Source organism: Mesorhizobium sp. M8A.F.Ca.ET.057.01.1.1, assembly GCF_003952565.1.
In the GTDB taxonomy this organism is placed as follows: Bacteria; Pseudomonadota; Alphaproteobacteria; order Rhizobiales; family Rhizobiaceae; genus Mesorhizobium.
Genome location: NZ_CP034454.1, coordinates 2,850,309 through 2,874,982, shown reverse-complemented (window position 1 = coordinate 2,874,982; position 24,674 = coordinate 2,850,309). Strand labels below are relative to the sequence as shown.

Genomic DNA, 24,674 nt, shown 5'->3' with positions numbered 1-24,674 from the left:
CATGGGCGGCTCCGGCGTCATCGACCACTTCCTGGAGGTCTTCACCCGCTACATCGATAGCGGGTTCGGCCTGTTGAGCGGTGAGATCGCGTTCATCGCAACGACCCTGATCGTCATCGACGTGACGCTCGCCGCCCTGTTCTGGAGTTGGGGTGCCGACGACGACATCGTTGCGCGGCTGGTGAAGAAGACCCTGTTCGTCGGTGTTTTCGCCTACATCATCGGCAACTGGAACAATCTCGCCCGCATCGTTTTCGAGAGTTTTGCCGGGCTCGGCCTGAAGGCGAGCGGTACGGGCTTCACGACCGCCGATTTTCTGCGTCCCGGCAAGGTGGCGCAGACCGGGCTCGATGCCGGCCGGCCGCTCCTCGATTCCATCTCCGGCCTGATGGGCTATTGGAGCTTCTTCGAGAATTTCATCCAGATCGCCTGCATGTTCTTTGCTTGGGCACTGGTGCTACTCGCCTTCTTCATCCTCGCCATCCAACTCTTCGTGACACTGATAGAGTTCAAGCTGACGACGCTCGCCGGCTTTGTTCTCATTCCCTTTGGCCTCTTCGGCAAATCCGCCTTCATGGCGGAGCGGGTCCTCGGCAACGTCATCTCGTCTGGCATCAAGGTGCTCGTGCTCGCCGTCATCATCGGTATCGGCTCCACCTTGTTCTCCGAATTCACCGCTGGCTTCGGCGGCGCGACACCGACGATCGACCAGGCCATGGCGATCGTGCTCGCAGCGCTCTCGCTGCTAGGCCTCGGCATCTTCGGTCCCGGCATCGCCAACGGCCTGGTCTCGGGCGGACCGCAGCTCGGCGCGGGCGCGGCGATTGGCACCGGGGTTGCCGCCGGGGGCATGGTCGCCGCCGGCGCGGCCACCGTGGGAGCTGTTGCTTCCGGAGGTACTGCCGCGATCGGTGGCGCGGCCGCCGCCGCCCGCGGTGGAGCCGCGCTCGCAGGTGGAGCGTCAAGCGCCTACAGCCTCGGCGCGGCTGGTCAGTCCGGTGCGGCGGGCGTCGCTTCCGGCCTCGGTGGCGTTGCCCGCGCCGGCGCGTCCGCTGCTGCCTCTCCGCTGAAGCGCGCCGCGTCGCGTACGGCGGACAGTATGAAGTCGAGCTTCTCCGCCGGCGCCAAGTCCGTTTTCGAGGCAACCGGCGGCTCTTCGACCGCAGGCACGATCGGCAGCGACACCGAGGCAGCCAACGACTCCTCTACCAGTCAGAGCGCGTCTTCCCGTCATGGGCCGCCCGACTGGGCCAAGCGCATGAAGCGCTCTCAGAACATCACGCACGGCGTCCAGGCCGCCGCGCATGCCGTCCGCTCCGGCGACAGCCATGGCGGCGGCTCTTCCATCAACCTCTCCGAAAGCGAACGCTGATGAGCCTCTTCAAACGACCGGCAACCCACTATGGCAAATCACCCGAGCCCGAGACGCCCTACCAGCGCGCCGGTCAGGTCTGGGACGAACGCATCGGCTCGGCCCGTGTGCAGGCGAAGAACTGGCGTTGGATGGCGTTCGGCTCGCTGATCCTCTCGGCCGGCTTCGCTTCGGCGCTGGTCTGGCAGTCGGCGCGCGGAACGATCGTGCCCTGGGTGGTGCAGGTCGATCGTCTCGGGCAGGCGCAGGCCGTCGCGCCCGCCACCGCCGACTATCAACCGACCGATCCGCAGATGGCCTGGCATCTCGCCCGCTTCATCGAGCAGGTTCGCTCGATCCCGGCCGACGCCATCATTGTGCGGCAGAACTGGCTGCGCGCCTATGAGTTCACGACCTCTGCTGGCGCGATGGCGCTCAACGACTATGCCCGCGCCAACGACCCCTTTACCAAGGTCGGCAAGCAGCAGATCTCGGTCGATGTCTCGTCGGTCATCCGCGCGTCGCCCACGAGTTTCCGCGTCGCCTGGGTCGAGCGCCACTATCAGGACGGCGCGCTTGCCGAGACATCACGCTGGACTGCCATCCTCACCATCGTCGTGCAGCCGCCGCGCGACGCCGAAAAACTCCGGGCCAATCCGCTCGGAATCTACGTCAACGCCATCAATTGGTCACGGGAGCTGGGACAATGAAGTCGTCTTTCCGTAAAGCCGGAAACCCGGCTTCACATTCATCCGCATCGTCGGTTTTGCGCAAAGCCGGGTTGCCGCTCATCCTCCTCGCAACGACCGCCCTCGCCGGCTGCGCCACGACGCATAAGCCGCCCGAGATCAGCTATGACGACGCCGCGCCGGCCGTGCAGACGGTCGATCCGCCAGCGCCGGTCACCGTGGTCGAACTTCCCCGGCCACTGCCGCTCCCTGGCCAGATGAAGCCGGTCGAGACGACGCGGAGAGCGCCTGAGGCGTCCGATCCGACAGCGCGGGTCAACCAGGCCAACGCCGCTGCTCGCATTCAGCCGGTACGCAACGGCTTCATCAACTCGATGCAGGTCTATCCGTTCACACAAGGCGCACTGTATCAGGTCTACACCGCCGTCGGGCAGATCACCGACATCGCGCTCCAGCCCGGCGAGCAGCTCGTCGGCTCCGGTCCCGTCGCCGCGGGCGACACCGTGCGCTGGATCATCGGTGACACCGAAAGCGGAACCGGCGCGACGCGACAGATCCATATTTTGGTGAAGCCGACCCGTGCCGAGTTGATGACGAACCTGGTCATCAACACCAACTTGCGCACCTACTACATGGAGCTGCGCTCGACCGAACGGACATATATGGCGTCCGTCTCCTGGCAGTATCCGCAGGATCAGCTCATTGCGCTGCGCCGTCAAAACACCGAGGCCCAGGCAGTCCAGCCTGTCGCCACCGGCATCGACATTTCCCGCGTCAATTTCCGCTACGAGATCGACGGCGACCGCGCGCCGTGGCGGCCGCTCCGCGCCTTCGACGACGGCCGTCAGGTGTTCATCGAGTTTCCGCGCGGCATTGGTCAGGGCGAGATGCCGCCGCTCTTCGTCATCGGCCCTGAAGGCAACACGTCCGAGTTGGTGAACTACCGGGTTCGCGGCAACCACATGATCGTCGACCGCCTGTTCGCCGCCGCCGAGCTGCGCTTCGGAGCGGGCGACCGCCAGAAGCGTGTGCGCATCACCCGTACTGACGGGAGGCCAGCATCGTGAGTGACATCGATCCCCGGAAAGAGGAAGGGCCTGCGCCGGACAACGTCGAGCAGCCCCTGACCGGCGAACCGGCACCGCCAATGCGGCTGCGCGCCGAGGCGCCGCGTGTCACGCGCTTGTCGAGGAAGGTGTTGACCGGTCTCGGTCTGGTCGCCAGCGTCGGTATTGGCGGCGCGCTGATCTACGCCCTCCAGACCCGCGACGGCGGCCGCCCGAATGAGGAGCTGTATTCCACTGACAATCGCGCCACCGCCGACGGCCTTGCCGGCCTGCCGCGGGACTATACGGGGCCGGTGCTGGGTCCTCCGCTGCCCGGCGACCTTGGCCGTCCCATCCTCGACGCTCAGAACCGGGGACAGCAGGTCCTCGTTCCTGGCATGGCGACACCCAACCCCGAGGAACAGCGTCGGCTGCAGGAATTGGAGGCCGCGCGCACGGCGCGCCTGTTCGCCTCGACAGAAACCAGGACAAGCGCGCCCGCGGCGACATCGCCTGGGGCGACACCAGCCGCCAGTCCTCAACTGCCGGCGCCAGACCTGACCAGCCTCGGCCTCGCGCCACCGCCCGCCACACCGACCGCGCAGGACCGCCAGCTCGCGTTCCTGAGTGCTGCCGCCGATCGACGGACCGTCTCCCCGGATCGCGTCGCTGCGCCGGCGTCGCCGAACATCCTGCAGGCCGGTGCGGTAATCTCGGCCGCGCTGATCACCGGCATCCGCTCCGATCTGCCCGGCCAGATCACTGCTCAGGTCACAGAGAACATCTATGACAGCCCGAGCGGCCGCATCCTGCTTGTGCCCCAAGGCACCAGATTAATCGGCCAGTATGATAACGGCGTCGGCTTTGGCCAGCGCCGCGTGTTGCTGGTCTGGAACCGGCTCATCATGCCGAATGGACGCTCGATCGTGCTCGAACGCCAACCAGGCACCGACTCCGAGGGGTATGCCGGCCTGGAGGACGGCGTCGACTATCACTGGGCCGAACTGCTCAAGGCCGCCGCGCTCTCCACCATCCTTAGCGTCGGCGCAGAGGCAGGATCGTCAGGCCAGGACAGCGACATCGTGCGCGCGTTGCGCCAAGGGGCATCAGACAGCGTCAGTCAGACCGGTCAGCAGATCGTTAGCCGCCAGCTCAACATTGCGCCGACGCTCACGATCCGCCCGGGATTCCCTGTGCGCGTGATCGTCACCCGCGATCTCGTCCTCGAACCATACAAGGGCTGAAATGACCAAACTGAAACTCGGCCCGATTACCGAAGACAAGCCAGTCAAGGTCACAATAGACTTGCCTGGTAGCCTGCATCGTGATCTCGCCGCCTATGCCGAGGCCCTGGCCAGGGAAAGCGGTCAGCCCGCTGCCGATCCAAAGCGGCTGATCGTGCCGATGCTGGAGCGGTTTATTGCGACGGATCGGGGCTTTGCAAAGGTGCGGCGAGCGCCGGATCAGAACCGTTCATCCCGCTTTCCGAAGGACCAGTCACGCCCGTCGTGACAACGCTGGCCTCACAGCGTTTTGAAATGACTTTGGCCAAGCTGAGAAACCGCCGGAAGGCCGGATTGTCATTGCGGGGCAACCATACCGCACAGAAAGGCAGCACTTCGCCTGTAAGAGGGCGATAGACAACACCGGGAAACTGCGCAGCGATCGTCGCTTCGCTGGTGAGCGTCAGACTGCTTCCGCCGGCGACAATCTGCATCAGTGTGTCTCGATAGACCGCATGCTTCTGCACACTTGGACTATGGCCGAGTTCGGCAAGATGCTTCACCAAGCAGTCGTGAATCTCCTGCCCCGACTGCGCTTCGCTGACGATGAACTCCCGGTCTCGAAGATCGCTCCACGCGATCCCGTCTTTTCCGGCCAGTTCATGTCTGCCCGACATCGCCACGAAAATCCGCTCGTTCCACAGATGCAAAACGTCGCAGTCTTCGGCCGCAGGCGTGCCAGTCAGGAAGGCGACATCCAGCTGGTGCTGCTGGATCGCCGGAACATGTTGAGAAGCTTGACCTTCGACATATTCGATCTGTACCTCGGCATGAGTGACACCATAGGCATCAAGAAGCTTGGCGATGAAACCGGAAGCAATCGAGGACGTCAGGCCGATCCTGATGATGCCCGCTTGGCCTCGCCCTATGGCGCTGGCATCAAGGGTAGCATGGGTGAGCTGGTTCAGCGCTTTGCGTGCCCTTCGGATGAAGCGCTCACCTGCAACAGTGAGACTGACGCCATCATGAGCGCGAATGAACAGGGCAGCGCCAATGTCGTCTTCCAGATCGCGGATACGGCGACTGATCGTCGATGGCTCGACGGAAAGGCTGCGAGCAGCCCGCCGAAAGCTTCGCTGCTCAGCCGCTGCGAGAACATATCGCAGATGGCGAAGCTCGAATTTCACGCCGCAAATTCCCGATGTAGCAGGAAGCTGAATGCTGCAACGCACGCAGTTCCGTCAAGGAAAACACCTTGTCCAGTAGATATTAGCTTAGGGCCTGTCGCTGAACCGCAAGCCCAGTTTTTGCATGCATCCCTTCCGGCATGATCACATTGCCTCTCTATCCGATTCCACGCTATGGCTCTCCAATTCGTCCTCTTTCGGCGCCATGCCGCAATCGGGCATCGTGATCTCGTTCGGTTCAACGACTGGGCTGACCGCATTCTCAGGAACCAGATGAGAACTAGGCCGACGCTATAGCCCTCTGTATTCGCTGGCCCTGCAACGGCCACGGCAACGCTCTTTGACCGGTTCGCAGTGCTCACTGTGGACCGATCGCCAGCCGATAAAGCTGTACATTCGACCACGCAGGCGCACCCCGAAGCGAACCGTGTAGGTTGAGTTGCATTAAATGATCCGTTCAGCCAGTCCTTCCGGCAGGTCGAGGAAGGACATGGCATGGCGGAAGTTCTGGTCGACACTTTCAAGGAAGCTGGCGGAATTCATCGGACAATGCTCGTTGGGGTCTGCTGTTGTTGTGAACGACTGCCGGGTTGCCAAGCCCACCCCGCGAGGGGTGAGCGCAGCCCGCGTTCAGAGCGACACGCCCGACACCATCAGCGCTGGGCGCCCGAAGTCATGACAGGGACTAGACCGCCTTCTTCAGACGAATGGCCTCAGGGTCGTAAACCCGGCCAAAGCGATTGTTCAGGAAATCTGCCAGCGCGACTTCCTCCTGCCGAACGAAGCCCTTCTGAGGCAGTTTTCCATCGGCGAGGAGGTCGAGAACCGTCGTGATGCCGGCGGCCGTCGTGATCTGGATCGCGCTCATCGTTTTGCCCGCGACGACACCCGAATAAACCTTGTTGGCGTAGGTTTCCTGCATGTAGCGGCCATCTTTCCAGCCACACACGGTGACGAAGATCACCACCACGTCCTGCATCGTGGCCGGCAGAGCGTTTTCGAACAGGTCCTTGAGCACGTCCCGGCGGTTTTTGAGGTTGAGGTCGTTCAGTAGTGCCTTGATGATGGCCTGATGGCCTGGATAGCGGATCGTGCGGTAGTTCATCGTCCGAACGCGGCCCTCCAGCGTCTTGGCCAGCGTGCCGAGACCACCAGATGTGTTGAATGCCTCGTAGGTAACACCATCCAGCGAAAATTCTTCGCGCTCTTCCATGGCCGGCACTGTAATGAACTTGCCCTCGACAATCGCCTCGCATGGCTCGATGTATTCGTTGATCAGCCCATCCGTGCTCCAGGTCAGATTGTAGTTCAGAGCGTTCGACGGATATTGCGGCAGTGCTCCAACGCGCATGCGTACGCTATCCAGCGTGTCAAAGCGCTTGGCGAGCTCATTGGCAACAATCGAGATAAAGCCGGGCGCGAGGCCACACTGGGGGATGAAAGCAACATCCGCACCTTCGGAGAGCTCCTCAACCTTCTTGGTCGTTGCGACATCTTCCGTCAGGTCAAGGTAATGCACCGAGGCTTCCAGCGCAGCCTCGGCGACTTTGCCGGTCAGGTTGAAGGGCGCCGCGGACAGAACGGCGAACTTCCCGCGAAGCAGCGCCACGATCGCCGCGTTTTCGGTGATATCAACAACTTTTCCGGAAATCCCGGGATGCTTGTCGAGCTTGTTGAGCTGCGCCTGGTCACGATCGGTTACGACGACATTGTAATCGCCTGTTTCGGCCAGCATCAATGCGATGGCGCCACCGATCTTACCTGCGCCAATGACCACTACGTCCTTCATTTCAGTCTCCTCCGCTTCAGGATTTCAATGTTGATAGTTTGAAGGGATGAGGCAACATATCATAGGGTCACATTGCTATTTTTGTTTGCTTGTTTTAAGCATTTCGCCGTATCAGATTGACTGAATGCCGGGGTTCCAATGAATGTGACGGGAAAAGATCGGGAACTGCTCGATTTGCTTGGCGAAAATGCACGGGCGCCCGTGGCAAGCCTTGCCAAAAAGCTCGGTTTGTCGAGAACGACCGTTCAGGCCCGACTTGATCGCCTGGAGCGTGAAGGGGTCATTGCCGGATATAACGTTAGACTGTCCGATGCGTATCAATCAGGTCTAGCGAAAGCCCATGTCATGATCACGCTCGCGCCAAAAGTCTTATCACAGGTTTGCGTTTCGCTGCAGGCAATCCATGGTGTGAAATCACTGCACTCGGTGAGCGGTACATTCGATCTAATTGCGGTTCTCGAAGCGCCGTCAATTTCGGAACTTGATCAACTCGTGGACGGGATCGGAATGATCGATGGCGTTGAGCGAACGCTTTCCTCGATCATCATGTCCACTCGACTAAGCCGCTGAACACATCCAGCTAGATGCGCCTCACCGCTGATTACAACGCCAGTCTCTATGCGTTGGAATTGACTAGGCGTGCTATGATTTGAAGGGGATGCTCCACAGCAACGGCCCCAAGGATCTTGACCTGCGACCGGCAGGAATATCCAGTGACCATGACAACGTCCTCTTTTTGTCGACCTGCGATCGGAGACTTCCAACTCATTTCGTAGAGCGCTTCCGATAATCTTCTGTTGCGCGTCTCGTGCCCAAACGTGCCCGCCATCCCGCAACACCCCGTCTCGGCAACTTCGAGTTCAATACCGAATTGCGCGAATACCGCCTTCCACTGCCCGATGGCGGCAGGCGCGTTGGTTCTTTCCGTGCAATGGGGCATGAGCGTGTAACGCGTACCTTCGATGGCTTTTGCGCGAGGTAGCTCTGCTAGAACATTTGCCAGCCACTCTTGCGGCAGGGCGACATCGGCCCCCAAAGGCTTGCCGGGCAGCGCGCTATATTCGCTGCGGAAGGCAAGCGTCATTGAAGGATCAATGCCGACTAATGTTACGCCAAGATCAGCAAGCCCTTGCAGGTAGGCGGACGTTTCTCTTGCCGCCTTTTCGAAGCGTGCCAGATAGCCATGCACATGCAGCGCTTTCCCGTTGATGTGCGGAGCGGCAAGCAAAGGCTCATACCCCAGCTTGCGGGCAAGGCTGATCGCTGCAAGTGCGACATCCGGATCGAAATAGGAGGTGAAAACATCCGGCACGAAGACGACTGTCCGGGCCAGTTTTTCATTGGCGAACCGTGTCAGATCCTCGGCATGCGCAATGGCCACTCCCAGCCGTCTGGCTTCCCTGCGCAGCGAAACTGCGGGCAAAGGTGGGAGTGCCGTCAGCCCAGCCATGCGCGTCAGAGCCTTGCCAGGCATAGTGCCTGCAACGAGGTTATAGAGCGGTCGGACACGCGCCATCATCGGCAGCATTGTCTCGATGGATGCAACGAGCGAGTCCTTGAGGGGCCGCAGATAGCGGCCATGGTAGATCTCCAAAAACTTGGCCCGGAAAGAGGGGACACTCACCTTAACAGGACATTGCCCGGCGCAGGCTTTGCAGGCGAGGCAGCTGTCCATCGCCGCCTTGACCTCATGCGAGAAATCGCCTGCGTTTGTCGGGTTGAATGAATTGAGGATACGGCGCGGCAGTTGCCACAGACCGACGGCCTTGCGCAGACGCTCCACTTCCCTACCGGGATCGGTGCCCTTCTCCGCCAGAAGCCGCAGCCATTCGCGCATCAATGACGCACGGCCCTTGGGCGACTGACGCCGATCCCGTGTCGCCTTGTAGGACGGGCACATGGGACTTCTTTCATCGAAATCGAAACAGGCACCATTGCCGTTGCAATAGGCGGCGTTGTCGAACGCGGCGCGGATCTCGTGCCCTATAATCCTGTCGAAATCGCCGCGGAGCGGCACCTCATCGATCTTCAGCAACGGTCTTCCGTCGATGCTGGTGATCTTGCCTGGATTAAGCCGGTTTTGCGGATCGAAGCCGCGCTTGATGTCTTGCAGGCAAGGGTAAAGGTCTCCGAAGAATTCGGGCACATATTCCGACCGCACGCCCTTGCCATGCTCGCCCCATAGCACGCCGCCATATTTGCGAGTGAGCGCCACCACCGCATCGCTAATTTGGCGAACCAGGGCTGTGTGATCCGGTCGAACCAGATCAAGAGCCGGGCGGACATGCAGCACGCCGGCATCGACATGACCGAACATGCCGTAGGACACGCCTGCCCTATCGAGAAGATCGCGAAACTCGCGGATATAGGCAGCCAAATGCTCAGGCGGCACGGCGGTGTCCTCGACGAAAGGCACCGGCCGAATCGAGCCTTCGACATTGCCGAGCAGGCCCACCGCGCGCTTGCGCATGGTCCAGATCGACCCGGCATCGGCATGGCCGCGCGCGACCGTGAACCTCAGCCTGTTTGCACCGGGCCTTGCCTCGAGCGAGGCAGCGACCTCCGCGATCTTTTGCTCAAGCGCGTCGCCGTCGTCAGCCAAGATTTCCACGATGTTGATGCCGTTTGCCGCCCGCCCCCCCTCCGTGGGAAAGAAACGGCCGATAGCGCTCCACACAATATCGCCTTTGGCAAGACCGAGAACTTTCTCGTCAACCGTTTCAACCGAGGCGACGCCGAGCGCCACCAGGTTGCGGGCATCTTCCAGCGCAGCATTGAAATCGCCATATTGGATGTTGATGAGCGCCACCTCGGCGGGAAGCGGCATGAGATTGAGTTCGGCCTCAGCAATCAGGGCGAGAGTTCCCTCCGACCCGCACAGCACAGCGTTGAGATCGAAAAGCCCGTCCTGCCGTCGCACATGCGCCAGGTCGTAGCCGGTCATGTACCGGTTGAGATTTGGGAAGACCTCGGCGACCCGCTCCTGCTTTTCCCGCGTGATGCGATACACGATCCGATGGACTTCACCGATGCGGTCATCGCGCGCGCATATTTCGGTAAGCTCCGCGTTTTCGAGCGGGCGGGACCAGAAATCCGAGGCGTCCATCAGCACGAGCCGCAGACCCAGAACATGGTTCGACGTCTTGCCGTAGAGGCAGGAGCCCTGCCCGCAGGCATCGGTAGAAATCATACCGCCGATCGTCGCCCGGTTCGAGGTGGAAAGCTCCGGCGCGAAGAATAATCCATGCGGCTTTAGCGCCCTGTTGAGCTGGTCCTTGACGACGCCCGCCTCAACGCGAGCCGTTCGTCGCACAGGGTCGATCTCGAGAATGCGGTTCATGTGCCGTGAACAATCGACCACTACGCCATCGGTCAGAGACTGGCCGTTGGTGCCTGTACCACCACCACGCGGGGCAATGACGATGGTGCGGAAAGCTGGCTCGGAGAGGGTGCGGGCGATGATTTGCAGATCTTCCGCATCGCGGGGAAAGACAATCGCCTTCGGCTCCATCTGATAGATGGAGTTATCCGTGGCATAAACCGTGCGGGAGGCCGCTCGCTTTTCAATATCGCCGCGAAAGCCCGCCTCGATCAGGCGCTCGAAGAAGCTTGCAGGAGCGTCAGCGGCGGAAGCTAGGCGATCGAGGCGTGGAATCATGGCGGGAGAATTTATCCTTTCAGAGCCAGCCGCAGGAGGTAATCGGTGAAATCGGTATCCGTCAGCAGGGTCTTTCCCTTTCGGAATGAACTTTTTCAGCACGCCCGCGCAGCCCGAAAAGGTGCAGAAGGCCCTTCGGGTGTGTGCGGCATTCAAGATCAGGAATGGCATTGAGCCGACCGACCACCAGATCGCGACGTAGTGCTACCGGTGTGACGAACTCGAACCTATCATTGACGATATGCCCATACATATTGTCCACCATCAGCCAGACATCCAGATGGCGTAGTAGAACTTCGATCAGCGGCTGGTAATCTACGGGACTACAAGCCGGACGGATTGGACGGCGAGCTCAACAGCAGCCAGCGGGTTTTCGGCGCGATCGCCTGAAGACGAAACCCGGCCGCAGCATCACATGGCACAAGACCGGATGTGCCGCCGCACACTTCTACAATATCGGAATAGCAGGGTGTGAGTATGATGGTTGCCATGAAGGCGTTGAACAGGATCTGCTTGGCGCCGGCGCCGACGTCACTTCGTCGGTAGCGTGTTCAATGCCGTTCTCGCGCTTGAACTTAGTGGAGACCGCCGGCTTCATAGCTGGAGAACCGTCGAGCGCGGTGTATTTGGTCTCACCGGCATCAATGGCTGCCTTCGCGGCCTGCTTGATATGGTCTGGTGTATCGAAATCCGGCTCGCCCGTGCCGAGAATAATGACGGGCAAGCCCTCTTGCTTCATCGCCGCGGCTTTGGCGCCAATTTGCAGGATTTTCGAAACGTCGACAGGCGAGCCGCGCGGCGGGCCGAAAGCTCCCCTCCCCAACGTTGATTGAGACCGTCATGGCGTCGAGCCCTATTCAATATCGAAAGAGACACCTTGCGCGAGCGGCAAGGATTTCGAATAGTTTATGGTGTTGGTGGCGCGGCGCATATAGGCCTTCCATGCGTCGGAACCGGACTCACGTCCGCCGCCGGTCTCCTTTTCCCCACCGAAAGCGCCACCGATTTCAGCGCCCGACGTGCCGATATTGACATTGGCGATGCCGCAGTCCGAACCATCCGCCGCCAGGAAGCGCTCGGCTTCGCGCATGTCCAATGTAAAAATCGACGAGGAAAGACCTGCACCCACCGCATTGTGATCGGCCAGAACGGCGTCGAAGTCGCTGTATTTCATCACATAGAGAATGGGTGCGAAAGTCTCATCCCGCACCGGGCCGTCATGCGCCGGCATCTCGACAAAGGCAGGCCTCACATAATAGGCGTTCGCGCTACCGGCGTCTATCCGCTCGCCGCCATGTACGGTGCCGCCGTGCGCCTTGGCCGCGGCGATCGCTTTCTGCATCCCCTCAAAAGCCAGCTTGTCAATCAACGGACCGACCAAAGCGCTTCCGTCCAGCGGGTTGCCGACGGAAACGCTGGCATAGGCCTTCTTCAGACGCGGCACGAGTAGGTCATAGACGCTTTCATGGACGAAGAGGCGGCGCAGCGTGGTGCAGCGCTGGCCGGCGGTGCCCATCGCGCCGAAGGCAATGGCACGCAACGCCATGTCGAGATCGGCGGAAGGGCAGACGATGCCACCGTTGTTGCCCCCAAGCTCTAGGATTGCGCGGGCAAAGCGCTTGGCAAGGCGCGGTCCGACCTCGCGGCCCATCCGGGTCGACCCGGTTGCAGAAACCAGCGGCACTTTGGGGTGATCGACCAAAACCTCGCCAACGGTTCGGTCACCGATCAGCACTTGCGCCAGGCCCTCCGGCGCATCGCCGAAGCGCTTCAGGGCGCGCTCGAGGATGGCCTGCGCGGCAAGCGCGGTTAGGGTCGTCTTTTCGGACGGTTTCCACACCACGCTGTTGCCGCAGACTAAGGCAAGGGCGGTATTCCAAGCCCAGACGGCAACGGGGAAGTTGAAAGCGGAAATGATCCCGATGACACCAAGTGGATGCCAGGTTTCCATCATGCGGTGACCGGGGCGTTCGGTGGCGATCGTCAGGCCGTATAGCTGGCGGGACAGGCCGACCGCGAAATCGCAAATATCGATCATTTCTTGCACTTCGCCGAGGCCTTCGGACGGAATCTTGCCGGCTTCGATGGACACGAGACGTCCGAGATCAGCCCTGGCGGCGCGCAGTTCCTCACCGAACAGCCGAACCAGTTCGCCACGCTTCGGGGCGGGCACCAGGCGCCATGCGCGAAATGCAGTATCGGCGCGCTCGATAGTCTCGGTGGCCCCCGCTGCTGAAACGGTTTTCAGGCTACCGGTCTGCTCGCCGGTGACGGGAGAGAAGGAGCTAAGGTTACCGCCCGTATAGGCGGATTTGTCCACCCCGAGGCGGTCCAGAATGGCAGCAGCTTCCGCTTTGAGGGAGAGGTTTTCAGGAACAATGTTCATCTATGGAACTCCAAGAGAGGGTTGGTTCGGCCGGCTACTCGGCTGCGGCACGCTTCTGAAGCGCGTTGAGGCAGGCTTCGAGGGACGTCTTTTCGATACCCGCGTAGTGATCGAATTCGTTCAGGACTTTGGCGCCGAGATCGGCTTCGAACCGCTTCTGGTTCGGGCTCGCTTCAAATTCCTGCTGCGCGCCGCCGCCCAGATTTGACTGGAAGATTCCGGCGGCACTGACGGGCAAAAAGTCTTCGTACACGACGGGATCGAAGCGGATAAAGCCTTCGGCGATCAATGTATCGAGATCGAGCGACGCCGGAGCCGTATGCTCCGCCTTTTCGGTCAGCGCGTAAGCGAAGTAGCCGAGACCTTGGGAGCGGATCGACGCCCAATCATCCGGAAAAGCCTTGAACGTCTCGGCAAGCGCGGTCTCGTAGGCAGCGGCATTAGAGCCATCGGCGGCTGGACGTGCGATCTTGCGCGTGCCATCCAGCAGCCTGTCGTAAAGGGCGCGGCCAGTCGGGGTCAACGCGACACCGCGCTGCTCGATCTCGCCGAAGCGGGCCGTATGGGTGCCGGCCTGCCAGCCCCCTCACAGTCCTGGAAGGAGACAGGTTCTTCCAGAGCCTTGAACGAGGTCTGACGCAGCAGGATCTGACATTTGCGCGTGGGAGGACCTTCGACCACGGCCTTCGGCGAAATGCCATATTCCGGCATCAGCGCCTGCACCTCGTCGATGTCCAGGGTGCGGGGTGTCAGGTGGTTAATGTGCGGCCCCTTAAAAGACACGACATCCGCGATCAGCCGGTGGGCGTCGTGCAGGCGATGGTACATGGACAATTCGACATTGGCCTTGTCGTGCCAGCGAAACGTCTCCAGCACTTCCGCCACGAAACGGGTCGCGGCTTCCTGGCAGAGCCCACCTTCCCTCTCCGCCTTTTCCGTCAGGGCAACTGCGGCGGACGTGAAGATCTGGCGCTCCGCCAGAACAGTCTGTGCCTCTTGCCGGAGCGCTTCATCCGCGATCAGGTCGAGGCGAAGCAGCGAAGTGAAAACACGGAAGGGATTGCGCCTGAGCGCCGCCTCACCAACTGGCCGGAAAGCCGTTGAGTGAACTGGAACGGCCGCCATCGAGAGGTCGTAGTAGCCAACCGGATACATTCCCATCACCGCGAAGATGCGGCGCATCATCGCAAGCTCGGCTGCGGTGCCGAGCCGGATGGCCCCGTGCCGCTCCTCGGAAATGCGTTGCAAATTGTCGGTCGCTTCGAGACGGGATTTCAGCTCTGGATCGCTGGCCAGCGCCTGTTGGTTCACGCGAGCCACCAGCTCCATAAGCGTGCCATATGCCGGAACTTCTTCTCGGTACATTACGGACATCGCACTCGAAAACGAGGCCCGGATGTCGCTTGCAGAAACCTTCCCGGTCATGGTGGAAATTCCTGTGGTTAGTGCTTATCATCCACTTTCATCACCATAACCCGGATTTTCGTGGCCGTGTTGTGAGGTTTTCTGTTAAATTAATGAGGTAACGGAATATATATGCGCAGAGCCTTGATCCCGGACATCGTAAATCTGCAGGCATTCGAAAGCGCTGCGCGTCATGAGAACTTTTCCAGGGCTGCCGAAGAACTCAATCTCACCCAAGGTGCCATCAGCAGGCAGGTAGCTGAACTCGAGCAGCAAACCGGACTGAGACTATTCGAGCGCATCAAACGTCGTGTCGTGCTTTCCGACGCAGGGCAGAGACTGCTGCCTGAAGTTAGACAGTTCCTAGCGCAGTCTGAGCGCCTGATGATTGGAGCGGTAGCAGCCGGGACCATGAGTTCGTCTCTGCGAATTGCCACGCTTCCGACTTTCGGGGCCAAGTGGCTTGTTCCCAAACTCGGAAGGTTCATTGCCGATCATTCTGACGTTGCCATATCTGTTGAGTCACGCTCGAGCCCGTTCAGTTTCGCCGAGGAGAAATTCGATCTGGCAATTCATTTCGGGCAGCCCACATGGGCAGGTGCAACCGCCACGTTCTTGTGTCACGAGACCGTTTTGCCTGTTGCAAGCCCGGCCCTTCAAGAGGGAACTCATGCGGCAACGAACGATCCTTTTTGCAGCGCGCAATTGTTGCATTTGACGACAAGACCAAAACTCTGGTCTGACTGGTCCGCACATCACGCCATATCGCTTCCGCGCGCGTATCAGGGGCCGAGGTTTGATCAATTCTCGATGATCATTTCGGCCGCGATTGCGGGTCTTGGAGTTGCGCTCCTCCCTACATATTTAGTTGAAGATGAGCTTGCCTCCGGCGCGCTGGCCCCGTTTGTCCCCCAATCAATGCAAACGGAGAATGCGTACTGGGTCGTTCGCCCCGAGCAGAAGCGCACGATGGGGCTCGCAGTGGAATTTCAGGAATGGCTTCTTCGAGAAATCAATAGATCAAACTCTATCGCCACTCCGGGGCCAAATATTTCATGAGTCCTGAACAAGATGCTGCCACCAGCAAAGCCGCTATCTCGTTAGAGACTTTCCCTGACTAACGAGAAGTCGCAGCCGACAATGCAATGACGTAGAGGTTCGTATTGACTTGGAACCAGTCGCACTGACGTCGACACCTCCTACGAGAAGGTGTCGACGAATTTTCAAAAACAACCTTGCCTCAATCCGTCAAAGTTGTGCCGGGTTCTCTCATTGGGAAAGAATTGACACGCAGCGCTCAAGCGCTAGCTCATAGTTCGTGCGTCCGTCAGCTTGTGTCTGACCCCACCATTCATAGTTCTGCGGGATTTCTTTGCCTTTCCGCTCGGGCGCCCCCGGAAGGGCTTCAACCAGATCCTTTGACAATAGCGCAAATGCGTCGCTATTTATTGGACCGTATGGAATTTCTGTGGAAAATGCCGCCTGGGGCTTCGCTTGGGAAATATAGGCCAGGAATTTAAAAGCATTTTCCTTGTTGGGTGCATCTTTCAGCACCACCCAGTAATCATATTGCAGTAAGGCTTGATCCCAAGATAGGGCGAGTGGCGCTCCCTGCTTTTTTGCACTTATAATCCTACCATTGTAGGAAGCCGCCATATCGACCTCACCGCTCACAAGGCTTTGAGGCGCGTCCGCGCCAGCGACCCACCAACGGCCAACATTCGGTTTCATTTTCGTGATCTTCGCAAATGCGCGCTCCACATCGAGAGGATAAAGCGCTTGAGGCGAAACACCGTCACCCAAAAGTGCTGTTTCTAACAGCCCCCCGTTTAACATACTTTCACATTTCGGAAGGCCTCGTTTACCCGGATATGCATCAACGTTATAGAAATCTACCCAATTCCTCGGAGCATTCGTTTCAGAGAACACCTTAGTGTTATAGGCTACGTTCAACGAGAAGATAACAGCGCCGACGCCATACTTGGACTTTAGATAATCTGGCACACCCTTCAGTGTATCTTTCCCGAAAAGGCTGTAGTCAATTTCTTCAGCTGCGGATTTATTGACCCAGGTAGGTAACGAACCCCCATTTATCTCAGTTATGTCTGCGGCCGGTTGACCCAGTTTAACTGAAGCCAACATCTTGCCGTCGTCCTGCGGCACGACGACAACTTTGATCCCCGTGTCACGAGTGAACGGCTCAAAGAAGGCTTTGCGCTGAGCAGCCTCCCAAGCGCCACCTCCAGATGTAACAATGACCTCTCCAGATCCTTTTAGGTTTTCAGGCACAGTTTGTGCCCAGGCGGATGGTGCCACTATTGACCAGCCCAGCGCGGTGCTGATGGCGATGGCAAGTGCTGATGTCTTCATGCTTTCTTCCTCCCTGACTAAGGCTTCCACTCAAGCAGTGTAAGGGTACGCGGCTGATTGGCAGAGCCGGCCGCCTGAGCGTACGCAGCTTCAACCTTGAGCGGCCATTCCCCTGAGTTCTGGACTAGCCATAGGAAATCACGTTTCAAGCATTTGGGAAGCAGCTCCGACTGCCCTGGTTATTATTCTCACCATCCGGTTGGCGGTTCGGCGCTAGTAGGTGGGCGGCGTGATCGCGCTGAGGATTTCGCTCTGCCCGTCATCGACGTTGCGAAAGCGGTGAGGCAGCCGGCTCTCGAAATAGTATCCGTCACCCGGCTCCAGCACTCGTTTCTGATCTCCAACCGTGACCTCCACCTTCCCCGACAGCACCATGCCAGCCTCCTGCGCGGCGTGTGAAAACTCCTCGCCTGTGTCAGCGCCGGGCGCATAGCGCTCGTGCAACATCAGCAACTGTCGGTTTGGGTGATCCAGTCCGATGACGCGATATGAAATTGTATCGACCTTTCCAATCTCGGTCAGGTCAACAGACGCGTAGAATGGAGAGTATGGAAGGGTCGACTGCAAATCGGAGAAGAAGCCAGGCATTGTCGTGCCCAGGGCTTCGAGCACCGCGCTGAGCGTGTCAACCGAGGGACTCATGCGATCTCGTTCGATAAGGGAAATTGTTGAATGAGATATCCCTGAACGGGCGGCCAGTTCCCGAGCACTCAAATTGCGTCGACGGCGCAACTCATGCAGCTTGCTCCCGATCTTGGGCATGTGACAGCTCTCCCCGTATCATTCAACCAGGCCCACAATGACACCATCCATGTCGAAGGGAGGACCAGATGCAACATATAGGCTAAACACTGGTGAATATACTGAACGGGCGAGCGACTGGCGATTGCCGGGCCGCTGAGCTTCCACGATGCTGGCGTGGATTATCCCAATTTCAGGAGATTTTGATGACGCCGCGTCTTGAAGCGTTGAAAGGCAAATTTGTCCAGCTCAAGCAACCGACCAGGGACGCCGTCTCCGATACAGCTCAGGTCGAAACAACCGTAAAAGAGATCATCGCAAATGTCCGCAAGCGAGGTGACGCGGCGGTTCGCGAATACTCCCTCGCCTTCGACAAGGCTGACGTCGCAAACTTCGAGGTCACCAAGGAAGAGAAGCTGAAGGCTATTGCCGATCTTGATCCGCAGACCCGCGAGGACACCGAGTTCGCGATTGCCAATGTCCGTCGCTTCGCCGAGGCGCAACTTGGCACTATTTTGCCCCTCGAAATCGAGAGCCTTCCCGGCCTTCACCTCGGCCATCGTGTAATCCCGATTGAAACGGTTGGTTGCTACGTACCGGGCGGTCGTTACCCGCTTCTTTCGGCTCCGGTGATGACCATCGTACCGGCAAAGGTCGCTGGCTGCGACCAGGTCATCGCTTGCCTTCCGCCAAATGCTCACCCTGCAATGATCGCTGGCTGCCATCTCGCGGGCGCCGATCGCATCTTCCGCGTCGGCGGCGCGCAAGCAATCGCCGCCATGGCATATGGCACCGAGACGATTCCGGCCGTCGACAAGATCGTCGGACCAGGCAATGCCTTCGTCAACGAAGCAAAGCGCCAGGTGTTCGGCCAGGTCGGTATCGACCAGCTTGCCGGTCCCAGCGAAATATTCGTTGTTGCTGACGAAACGGCCAATGCAGTAACGATCGCAACGGACCTGCTCGCTCAGGCCGAGCATGACGTTCGCACCCGTGTTGGTGTGGTCACAACCGACCGCAAACTCGCTGAAGACATTCTAAGCGAAGTCGAGAAACAGTTGGAAACCCTGCCGACGGCACCGGTGGCAGGAGCCGCGTGGAAGGACTACGGCGAGATCACCGTTGTCGAGGACGAAGAGACGATGATTGCGTACTCCGATCACATCGCAACAGAGCATTTGCAGGTCCACACCCGTGACCCGCAGGCAACCGCGCAGAAGCTGCGCAACTACGGCTCGATTTTCATCGGCGAACTGGCCAGCGTCGTCTATTCCGACAAATGCTGTGGCACGAACCATACCCTGCCGACGATGGGTGCTGGGCGTTATACCGGTGGCCTCTGGGTCGGTTCCTACGTGAAGATCGCGACCCACCAATGGCTGGACGAACGCGGTGTCGCCGCCGTTGCTCCCGCAGCTGTTCGCCAGAGCGCGACCGAAAAACTCGAGGGCCATCGCCGCGCCGCCGCACTTCGTCTCAGTCCAAAACAACTTGCCGCTGAGTGATCTGGTTCCCTCTAGAAGTTTGCGTGACCGATGCGATCAATGGGATTGGCTTCTCATCGAGACACTGGGCGGCAAAACCCAACGAGGAGCGCTTACTTCAAGGCACCCATAGCAAGCGGTGGGTCATTTCAGGACCCATGGGATTTCTGAATTCATTCGCGGCCCTGAACGCTGCAACTCGGTCTTAGCAGCAGACAAAAGGCTTTCGTTCGTTAAGAGGTCCAAGGCGACCGCGGCCATTGCCTTGGCTGCAAGTGCTACGCCCTTGTGTGCGGCTGGTGCCTTGCCTTGCGCAACGAGTTGCCACAAGTGGGGCGTCGTTCCGACGGCATAACACGCCACACGGCATTGGACGGTGGGTACGACCCAACTAAGTGTTCCTACGTCCGTCGACGACGATGGAGGCAACCTTCCGTTCAGCGGCGAATAGATGTCGCTTGAAAGCACCTCATTCTTTTCCGGCAGCCTGTACTCGCGTAGGAGGTCCTGATGTTCGTAGGCGACAGGGTCTTTTGACTCTCGGCCGCAAAACTTTTATGCGCTTCGTCAAATTGTGGCCCACCAAGTGCGGCAGGTTCCGATGCGTAGCCATTTCGAGCGGAGCATTCCCAACAAGATTGGCTTCCCCCGAAAGCTGCTTGAACGCCATTGCGGCCTCGGTCATTAGCGCAGCGCCTTGCGCGATCTTTCGAAGCAGTAAGCGACTATAGTCGATGGTATACCTTGGCGCGCGCAAGGCAGCAACTACGCTAGATAATCGGTCAGTATTGTGTCTCCTTATCTAAGGGCCACAATGGTCGTCGGATCTGCTTATAGTCATAGCGGGTCAGGTCTTGGCTCATCAGGCCAGGGCTATCCGCTAGATAATCACGCTTGATTATGCCGGCGAAGCCGTCCCTCCACTTGTTGGTCGATTTAATTCCCACGATCTTGAAGCGCGATACATCGATCCCATGCATCAAAAATATCTCAGGATCGTACACCTGATGGCGCTCGGAAACGACGATGATCTCGATGCCACCTACTTGTAGCCGCACGGTCGGCCCTACATTCATCGACCGTCCTCTTTCTTCAGCGGACATACGGATGAAGCGGCCATCAGTTAGGGCTTTTACATATGCGTTTGCCTCGATGGGCGCACCATGCATTTCATCGGTCTTACCGCCGAGGGTTATCTGGATCGTCTTACCGACACCTGCCTGGTGCGACTGTCTGACAACCGCTGGATCGCAAACGGCAGCGTAGCAAGCCTCTCGCAGATCCGCCTCAAGCATAGCGCGCAAGAGATATGTCCCATCGCCAGGGCATCCTCCCCCCGGATTATCTGCCCCGTCGAGTACAGCCACAGGCCAGTCGCCCGATGATAAAGCGATTTCGATGGCTGCTTCTGGGGAAAACGATTGTGCTCCAATGGTCTCTCTAGAATCCCAGACCAAACGGGCAACTTGCTTCGCGGCCACACCGGCCTTTTCCGCATTGCCATTGGCCACCACAAGTACCGATGCCCCCAAGTCCGAGTTGTCGACGTACGGGAAGCCATGAAAGAACGTGCACGAGACAATGTCGTCGTCCTTTTCACATTGTCGACAAAGATCGTTCACTGCGGCGGCAACACCATACATTGTTGTGACGGGCGCTAGTAGGAAGGGAATCTTCTCAATATACAGTTCTGGAATAACGCTGCCATCCAGCAATCTAGGGATGATATTTACCGCGTCCTGACCTCTTTCGAACATATCCGTATGAGGATGGTAGCGAGTGCCAAATGCCGCGTCAACTAATTCTGATAATCTCGGGTTTAGGTTCCCATGAAGATCCAGAGTTACCACGATTTTAACTTCTTGGCCTACGAGTTGCCGAACCTTCTCACAAATGTCTACTTCAATATTGCTTACGCCATGGGCGACCCCTGCTCCATGTAGAGCCAGAGCTACCGCGTCGAGAGGAAGGGCTCTCTTGATGTGTAAAAGCAGATCGTCGACCATTTGTGCATAGGCGTCCGCATCAATGATACCCGAAGGCTCGTCATCTGCATGTAAAGTTGGCACCACTGTTGCACCTAAACTAGACGCGGCATCCAGCATTCCGCCTAGATAGGAACGCACCCCTTCGTGCTTGAGAATAAGCGCATCTCCCCGCACCACATCAAAGTCGGAAGACTTCGCGTCTTGGAGCCGAAACGTATTCGTCTCATGCTCGATGCCGCCAACTGCAAGCTTAAAGGTCATTGTGACTATAGTCCCCGTTGAAGAAGCGACCCTGAGTGGAAGGGCGTCCGCAGAGCTAGCTCGGCCATACCTCAACCCCTTCCGTTGAAGTGTCGAAGCTAAATGTCCGGACGCGTCCAGATCAAAGGTCGACGGTTATCCTTGATTGCGAAGCCGCCCGCCTCAGTTAGTTCAGCATGACGCAATGCTCGGGTTTCCAGGATACCGTTACCGAGGTGCCACCCGTATAGTAGGGTTGACCGCGGTTTTGCCGCTTGGCGATGATGGTTTCGTCACCGCAACGAATGTGGTATCGGGTCATCTCACCAAGGAAGAGCACGTTCTCGATGACGCCGGCGACGGAGTTCAGCGTCTCGGAAGACGTTGACACAGGAGTGATGTCGATATGCTCCGGACGGACAAAGAGCCAACCATCGTCACCCTGAGACTGACCCGTCAGTTGTGCTGAGAAGGTAGAAATCCCTGCCATCGTGACCTTGCCCGCTCCGTTTTCCGCCTCATCGACGCGACAGCGGATCATGTTCGATTCTCCAACGAATGACGCGACGAAGCGGTTTTTGGGCTTACTATAAAGACTTTTGCTGTCATCTACCTGCACGAGCCGACCTTCGTTGATCACGGCTATGCGGTCGGACATTGTTAGCGCCTCGTCCTGGTCGTGAGTTACGAAGACAACCGTCATGTTGAGTTCTTTCTGAATCCGCATGATTTCGATCTTCATGTGCTCACGCAGATTCCGATCCAATGCCCCGAGCGGCTCGTCCATGAGCAGGATGCTCGGATTGAACACGATCGCTCTGGCCAAGGCGATGCGTTGCTGCTGACCACCTGATAGTTGGTTGGGATAGCGGCTGCTGTACTGATCCATCTTGACGAGTTGCAAGGCCCTTGCGAGTTTTTCCTCGACGTCTTTGCGAGGCGCCTTCCGGACTGTGAGGGGGAAGGCGACGTTTTCTGCGACCGTCATATGCGGAAAGAGCGCGTAGTTCTGGAAGACCATGCCAATCCCGCGCTCACAAGCGGGAAGATCGACGATCGACCGAGCGCCCAGGAAGATGTCCCCTGATGTCGGTGTTTCGAAGCCGGCGATCATCTTGAGGGCAGTCGTTTTGCCAGAGCCCGATGGTCCCAGGAACGTAACGAACTCCCCGGGTTGGATGTGGAGATCGAAGTCTTTCACCACATGGAGAGAGCCATAGAACTTCTGAATGTTTTTCATTTCAAGACTAGTGGACATATCTGTCTCCGATCATTCGGCCGCACTGGCCGCAGTGCGCTTTTCGTAACGCACGCGGATCAGTTGGACTGTAATTATCGATGCCGTAACGAGCACGACGATGAGAGTGGATGCTGCGCTAAGAAGCGGATCGATCTGATACTTGATATCGGCCCAGAACTTGATTGGAAGGGTCGGTGTCTGACGTCCCAGAAGGAAGAGGCCGACAAGAAGCTCGTCGAACGATGTGAGGAACGCGAGCAGGCTTGCCGTGAGAAGAGCCGGCTTCAAAATCGGAAGTGTCACAAGGCGAAGCACCTGATGCGGACGAGCGCCGTGGACTGCGGCAGCCGGTTCAAGTGAGGCGTCGAAGTTCCTCAATGCGGCGGCCATGACTACTATGACGTAGGGCACGGACAGCAACACATGTCCGATCACCAAGCCCGTGAAGGTTCCAAGGATTTTCAGACGAGCCTCGAATACATAGAGAGACGTTGCGATGATTACGACCGGGACCATAAGAGGAGACAGTGAGACCAGGAAGAGCATCTTCTTAAACATGAACTTCGTGCGCACGAGCCAGAAGGCCCCCATGGTCCCAATGATCGTAGCGACGAATGCCGCGGCGATCCCGAGTTGGATCGAGAAGAAGAAGGACTGGTGCCAGTCCGCAGCATTCGCCAGCTTCTGCCACCATTGCAGCGAGAAACCCGGGGAGGAAACACCACGAACGGCGAAGAGCTAAATGAGAGAATCACCACGACGATCAAGGGCGCTGTGAGGAACATCAGGATCGCGACGGTGTAAGCCCAAAGCCAACCGCCATTTTTGGTGAGCAGGGGTCTTGTGACCGCATGCGTGCCTCCCTCAATAGCGGCGACGAGCGGACCAAGCATTCGCTTAGCGCGCTTAAGCAGGCGAGCCGCAGCACGAGGCTCCCTATCCGGCGAGCTCGTCTCCGACGACCAGATCATTTCGAGGGGAATGAACAAGCTCGCGACGAAGAGGATTGCGATCGTGACGAAAAGCAGGACCATGGACGAAGCATATCCGAGTTCAAAGTTCAGAAGCGTCGTCATCTGATCTACGATGAGCTGCGAAATCATCGTGTCGCTCGGTCCACCGAGGAGAGCTGGCGTGATGTAGAAGCCGATGGCGGTGATGAAAATCAGGATGCCCGCCGAAAATACGCCTGGCAGCGTCAGCGGCAGATACACACGAAGGAAGGCTTGAACGGGTTTCGCGCCAAGGATCTGGGCCGCATGCGCGTAATCGTGGTCGATACGTGCCATTGCTGAATACATCGTGAAGATGGCCATCGGCACGAAGACGTGTGTCATGCCGACTACAACCGCGAAGGTGGTGTTTAGGAGCTGGAGAGGCGCGCTGATCAGGCCAAGCCAGATCAGCGCGTTATTTATGATCCCTTCACGCCCCAGAATGATCATCCAGGCATAAGTCCGGATCAAAAAGGCTGTGAAGAGAGGGATCAGAATGAAGACGCTCAGAATGGACAGAGAGAGCGACCGAACCTTGGTCAGGAGATAGGCTACCGGGTAGCCCAGCAGAAGCGAGACCACGGTGACAATAAGACCTACGCGAAGTGTATGAAGGAGAATGTTGAAGTTCACGGCACTGGCAAATACGCGTCCGTAATGTGCGAAATTCAGCTTCGTACCTTCGAAACTTCCCCAGAAGATGTAGGACAGCGGAATGACAAGGAACCCGATCAACAAGACGAGAAGTGGAGTGGCTGCGACAATGCTGCCCATCTTCAATTTTCGGTTTGATCGTTTCATCGGGTTTTGTCTTTCGGCCAGCCCCTCAGACGCCGAAGCGACGAGATTAAAAGTTGCCACGTCCATGATGGCTTTCTCCTTC

Annotated in this window: 18 protein-coding genes and 3 pseudogenes; 8 read left to right on the top strand and 13 right to left on the bottom strand. The window is 58.6% G+C overall.

The genetic code is table 11. From position 1 onward, the window contains the following. The first annotated feature begins 1 nt into the window (after position 1). Genes trbL through EJ077_RS13340 form a run of 5 tightly spaced genes read left to right on the top strand, consistent with a single transcriptional unit; the run spans position 2 to position 4,598 of the window. Positions 2-1,372: a P-type conjugative transfer protein TrbL gene (gene trbL, locus EJ077_RS13360; protein WP_208702566.1), complete on the top strand. Its 1,371-nt coding sequence runs from the start codon at positions 2-4 to the stop codon at positions 1,370-1,372. Beyond that, on the top strand, positions 1,372-2,061 hold the full coding sequence (trbF, locus tag EJ077_RS13355) for a conjugal transfer protein TrbF (RefSeq protein WP_135928507.1): 690 nt from the start codon (positions 1,372-1,374) through the stop codon (positions 2,059-2,061). The genes trbL and trbF overlap by 1 nt, the downstream gene beginning before the upstream one ends. Further along, a complete protein-coding gene (gene trbG / locus EJ077_RS13350; RefSeq protein WP_135928506.1) occupies positions 2,058-3,107 on the top strand; it encodes a P-type conjugative transfer protein TrbG in 1,050 nt (349 codons plus the stop codon). The genes trbF and trbG overlap by 4 nt, the downstream gene beginning before the upstream one ends. After that, on the top strand, positions 3,104-4,330 hold the full coding sequence (locus tag EJ077_RS13345) for a TrbI/VirB10 family protein (RefSeq protein ID WP_135928505.1): 1,227 nt from the start codon (positions 3,104-3,106) through the stop codon (positions 4,328-4,330). Before trbG ends, EJ077_RS13345 begins: the two co-directional genes overlap by 4 nt. Before the next feature lies 1 nt (position 4,331). Then, complete coding sequence (locus EJ077_RS13340) at positions 4,332-4,598, top strand: DUF2274 domain-containing protein (protein WP_135928504.1); 267 nt, start codon at positions 4,332-4,334, stop codon at positions 4,596-4,598. Here EJ077_RS13340 and EJ077_RS13335 read toward each other — a convergent pair. From EJ077_RS13335 to EJ077_RS13325, 3 genes and pseudogenes are all read right to left on the bottom strand, one after another. After that, entirely contained in the window at positions 4,504-5,496 is a 993-nt protein-coding gene (locus EJ077_RS13335) for a LysR family transcriptional regulator (RefSeq protein ID WP_245458728.1), read from the bottom strand. The two genes, EJ077_RS13340 and EJ077_RS13335, sit on opposite strands and share 95 nt — an antisense overlap. A gap of 339 nt (positions 5,497-5,835) precedes the next feature. Beyond that, a pseudogene (locus EJ077_RS13330) lies at positions 5,836-5,988 on the bottom strand (glutamate dehydrogenase); the annotation flags it as partial. A 193-nt stretch (positions 5,989-6,181) separates the two neighbouring features. Beyond that, positions 6,182-7,285 carry a saccharopine dehydrogenase family protein gene (locus EJ077_RS13325; RefSeq protein WP_135928503.1) on the bottom strand — a complete coding sequence of 368 codons (1,104 nt, stop codon included), beginning with the start codon at positions 7,283-7,285 and terminating at the stop codon, positions 6,182-6,184. Between the two features lie 138 nt (positions 7,286-7,423). Here EJ077_RS13325 and EJ077_RS13320 point away from each other — a divergent pair, with 138 nt between their 5' ends. Then, positions 7,424-7,855 carry an Lrp/AsnC family transcriptional regulator gene (locus tag EJ077_RS13320; protein WP_135928502.1) on the top strand — a complete coding sequence of 144 codons (432 nt, stop codon included), beginning with the start codon at positions 7,424-7,426 and terminating at the stop codon, positions 7,853-7,855. Between the two features lie 46 nt (positions 7,856-7,901). Here EJ077_RS13320 and EJ077_RS13315 read toward each other — a convergent pair whose 3' ends face one another. From EJ077_RS13315 to EJ077_RS13300, 4 genes and pseudogenes are all read right to left on the bottom strand, one after another. After that, a complete protein-coding gene (locus EJ077_RS13315) occupies positions 7,902-10,943 on the bottom strand; it encodes an FAD-binding and (Fe-S)-binding domain-containing protein (RefSeq protein WP_208702563.1) in 3,042 nt (1,013 codons plus the stop codon). A 90-nt stretch (positions 10,944-11,033) separates the two neighbouring features. Next, positions 11,034-11,785 (bottom strand): annotated as a pseudogene (locus tag EJ077_RS13310) (aminotransferase class I/II-fold pyridoxal phosphate-dependent enzyme); the annotation flags it as partial. 11 nt (positions 11,786-11,796) lie between these two features. Then, positions 11,797-13,329: an aldehyde dehydrogenase family protein gene (locus EJ077_RS13305; RefSeq protein WP_208702561.1), complete on the bottom strand. Its 1,533-nt coding sequence runs from the start codon at positions 13,327-13,329 to the stop codon at positions 11,797-11,799. Between the two features lie 34 nt (positions 13,330-13,363). Beyond that, positions 13,364-14,754: pseudogene (locus EJ077_RS13300) on the bottom strand (VOC family protein). 105 nt (positions 14,755-14,859) lie between these two features. Between EJ077_RS13300 and EJ077_RS13295 the strand changes: the two are divergent. Continuing rightward, a complete protein-coding gene (locus EJ077_RS13295) occupies positions 14,860-15,792 on the top strand; it encodes a LysR family transcriptional regulator (protein ID WP_189521807.1) in 933 nt (310 codons plus the stop codon). A gap of 210 nt (positions 15,793-16,002) precedes the next feature. On the opposite strand, the gene EJ077_RS13290 is transcribed toward EJ077_RS13295, so the two are convergent. Then, complete coding sequence (locus tag EJ077_RS13290) at positions 16,003-17,103, bottom strand: ABC transporter substrate-binding protein (RefSeq protein ID WP_135928497.1); 1,101 nt, start codon at positions 17,101-17,103, stop codon at positions 16,003-16,005. A 213-nt stretch (positions 17,104-17,316) separates the two neighbouring features. Beyond that, complete coding sequence (locus EJ077_RS13285) at positions 17,317-17,865, bottom strand: cupin domain-containing protein (protein ID WP_135928496.1); 549 nt, start codon at positions 17,863-17,865, stop codon at positions 17,317-17,319. 185 nt (positions 17,866-18,050) lie between these two features. On the opposite strand from EJ077_RS13285, the gene hisD reads away from it, so the two are divergent. Next, positions 18,051-19,349: a histidinol dehydrogenase gene (gene hisD, locus EJ077_RS13280; protein ID WP_208702558.1), complete on the top strand. Its 1,299-nt coding sequence runs from the start codon at positions 18,051-18,053 to the stop codon at positions 19,347-19,349. Between the two features lie 761 nt (positions 19,350-20,110). On the opposite strand, the gene EJ077_RS13275 is transcribed toward hisD, so the two are convergent. From EJ077_RS13275 to EJ077_RS13265, 4 genes are all read right to left on the bottom strand, one after another. Further along, positions 20,111-21,577 (bottom strand): M81 family metallopeptidase, encoded by a 1,467-nt coding sequence (locus EJ077_RS13275; RefSeq protein WP_135928494.1) that lies wholly within the window; start codon positions 21,575-21,577, stop codon positions 20,111-20,113. A gap of 166 nt (positions 21,578-21,743) precedes the next feature. Further along, the gene (locus tag EJ077_RS13270) at positions 21,744-22,814 is read right to left on the bottom strand and encodes an ABC transporter ATP-binding protein (protein WP_135928493.1); all 1,071 of its coding nucleotides are present in this window, start codon (positions 22,812-22,814) and stop codon (positions 21,744-21,746) included. 12 nt (positions 22,815-22,826) lie between these two features. Further along, positions 22,827-23,354, bottom strand: a complete 528-nt coding sequence (locus EJ077_RS32040) for an ABC transporter permease (RefSeq protein WP_245458727.1) — start codon at positions 23,352-23,354, stop codon at positions 22,827-22,829. Further along, a complete protein-coding gene (locus EJ077_RS13265; RefSeq protein WP_245458726.1) occupies positions 23,297-24,658 on the bottom strand; it encodes an ABC transporter permease in 1,362 nt (453 codons plus the stop codon). Before EJ077_RS13265 ends, EJ077_RS32040 begins: the two co-directional genes overlap by 58 nt. Positions 24,659-24,674: the final 16 nt, after the last annotated feature.

Bases quoted from the DNA above. Each gene is read 5' to 3' on its own strand.
- EJ077_RS13325 (WP_135928503.1), bottom strand. From the start codon at position 7,285: ATGAAGGACGTAGTGGTCATTGGCGCAGGTAAGATCGGTGGCGCCATC.
- EJ077_RS13305 (WP_208702561.1), bottom strand. From the start codon at position 13,329: ATGAACATTGTTCCTGAAAACCTCTCCCTCAAAGCGGAAGCTGCTGCC.
- trbF (WP_135928507.1), top strand. From the start codon at position 1,372: ATGAGCCTCTTCAAACGACCGGCAACCCACTATGGCAAATCACCCGAG.
- trbL (WP_208702566.1), top strand. From the start codon at position 2: ATGGGCGGCTCCGGCGTCATCGACCACTTCCTGGAGGTCTTCACCCGC.
- EJ077_RS13265 (WP_245458726.1), bottom strand. From the start codon at position 24,658: ATGGACGTGGCAACTTTTAATCTCGTCGCTTCGGCGTCTGAGGGGCTG.
- EJ077_RS13315 (WP_208702563.1), bottom strand. From the start codon at position 10,943: ATGATTCCACGCCTCGATCGCCTAGCTTCCGCCGCTGACGCTCCTGCA.
- EJ077_RS13270 (WP_135928493.1), bottom strand. From the start codon at position 22,814: ATGTCCACTAGTCTTGAAATGAAAAACATTCAGAAGTTCTATGGCTCT.
- trbG (WP_135928506.1), top strand. From the start codon at position 2,058: ATGAAGTCGTCTTTCCGTAAAGCCGGAAACCCGGCTTCACATTCATCC.
- EJ077_RS13285 (WP_135928496.1), bottom strand. From the start codon at position 17,865: ATGCCCAAGATCGGGAGCAAGCTGCATGAGTTGCGCCGTCGACGCAAT.
- hisD (WP_208702558.1), top strand. From the start codon at position 18,051: ATGACGCCGCGTCTTGAAGCGTTGAAAGGCAAATTTGTCCAGCTCAAG.
- EJ077_RS13275 (WP_135928494.1), bottom strand. From the start codon at position 21,577: ATGACCTTTAAGCTTGCAGTTGGCGGCATCGAGCATGAGACGAATACG.
- EJ077_RS13320 (WP_135928502.1), top strand. From the start codon at position 7,424: ATGAATGTGACGGGAAAAGATCGGGAACTGCTCGATTTGCTTGGCGAA.
- EJ077_RS32040 (WP_245458727.1), bottom strand. From the start codon at position 23,354: ATGTTTAAGAAGATGCTCTTCCTGGTCTCACTGTCTCCTCTTATGGTC.
- EJ077_RS13340 (WP_135928504.1), top strand. From the start codon at position 4,332: ATGACCAAACTGAAACTCGGCCCGATTACCGAAGACAAGCCAGTCAAG.
- EJ077_RS13290 (WP_135928497.1), bottom strand. From the start codon at position 17,103: ATGAAGACATCAGCACTTGCCATCGCCATCAGCACCGCGCTGGGCTGG.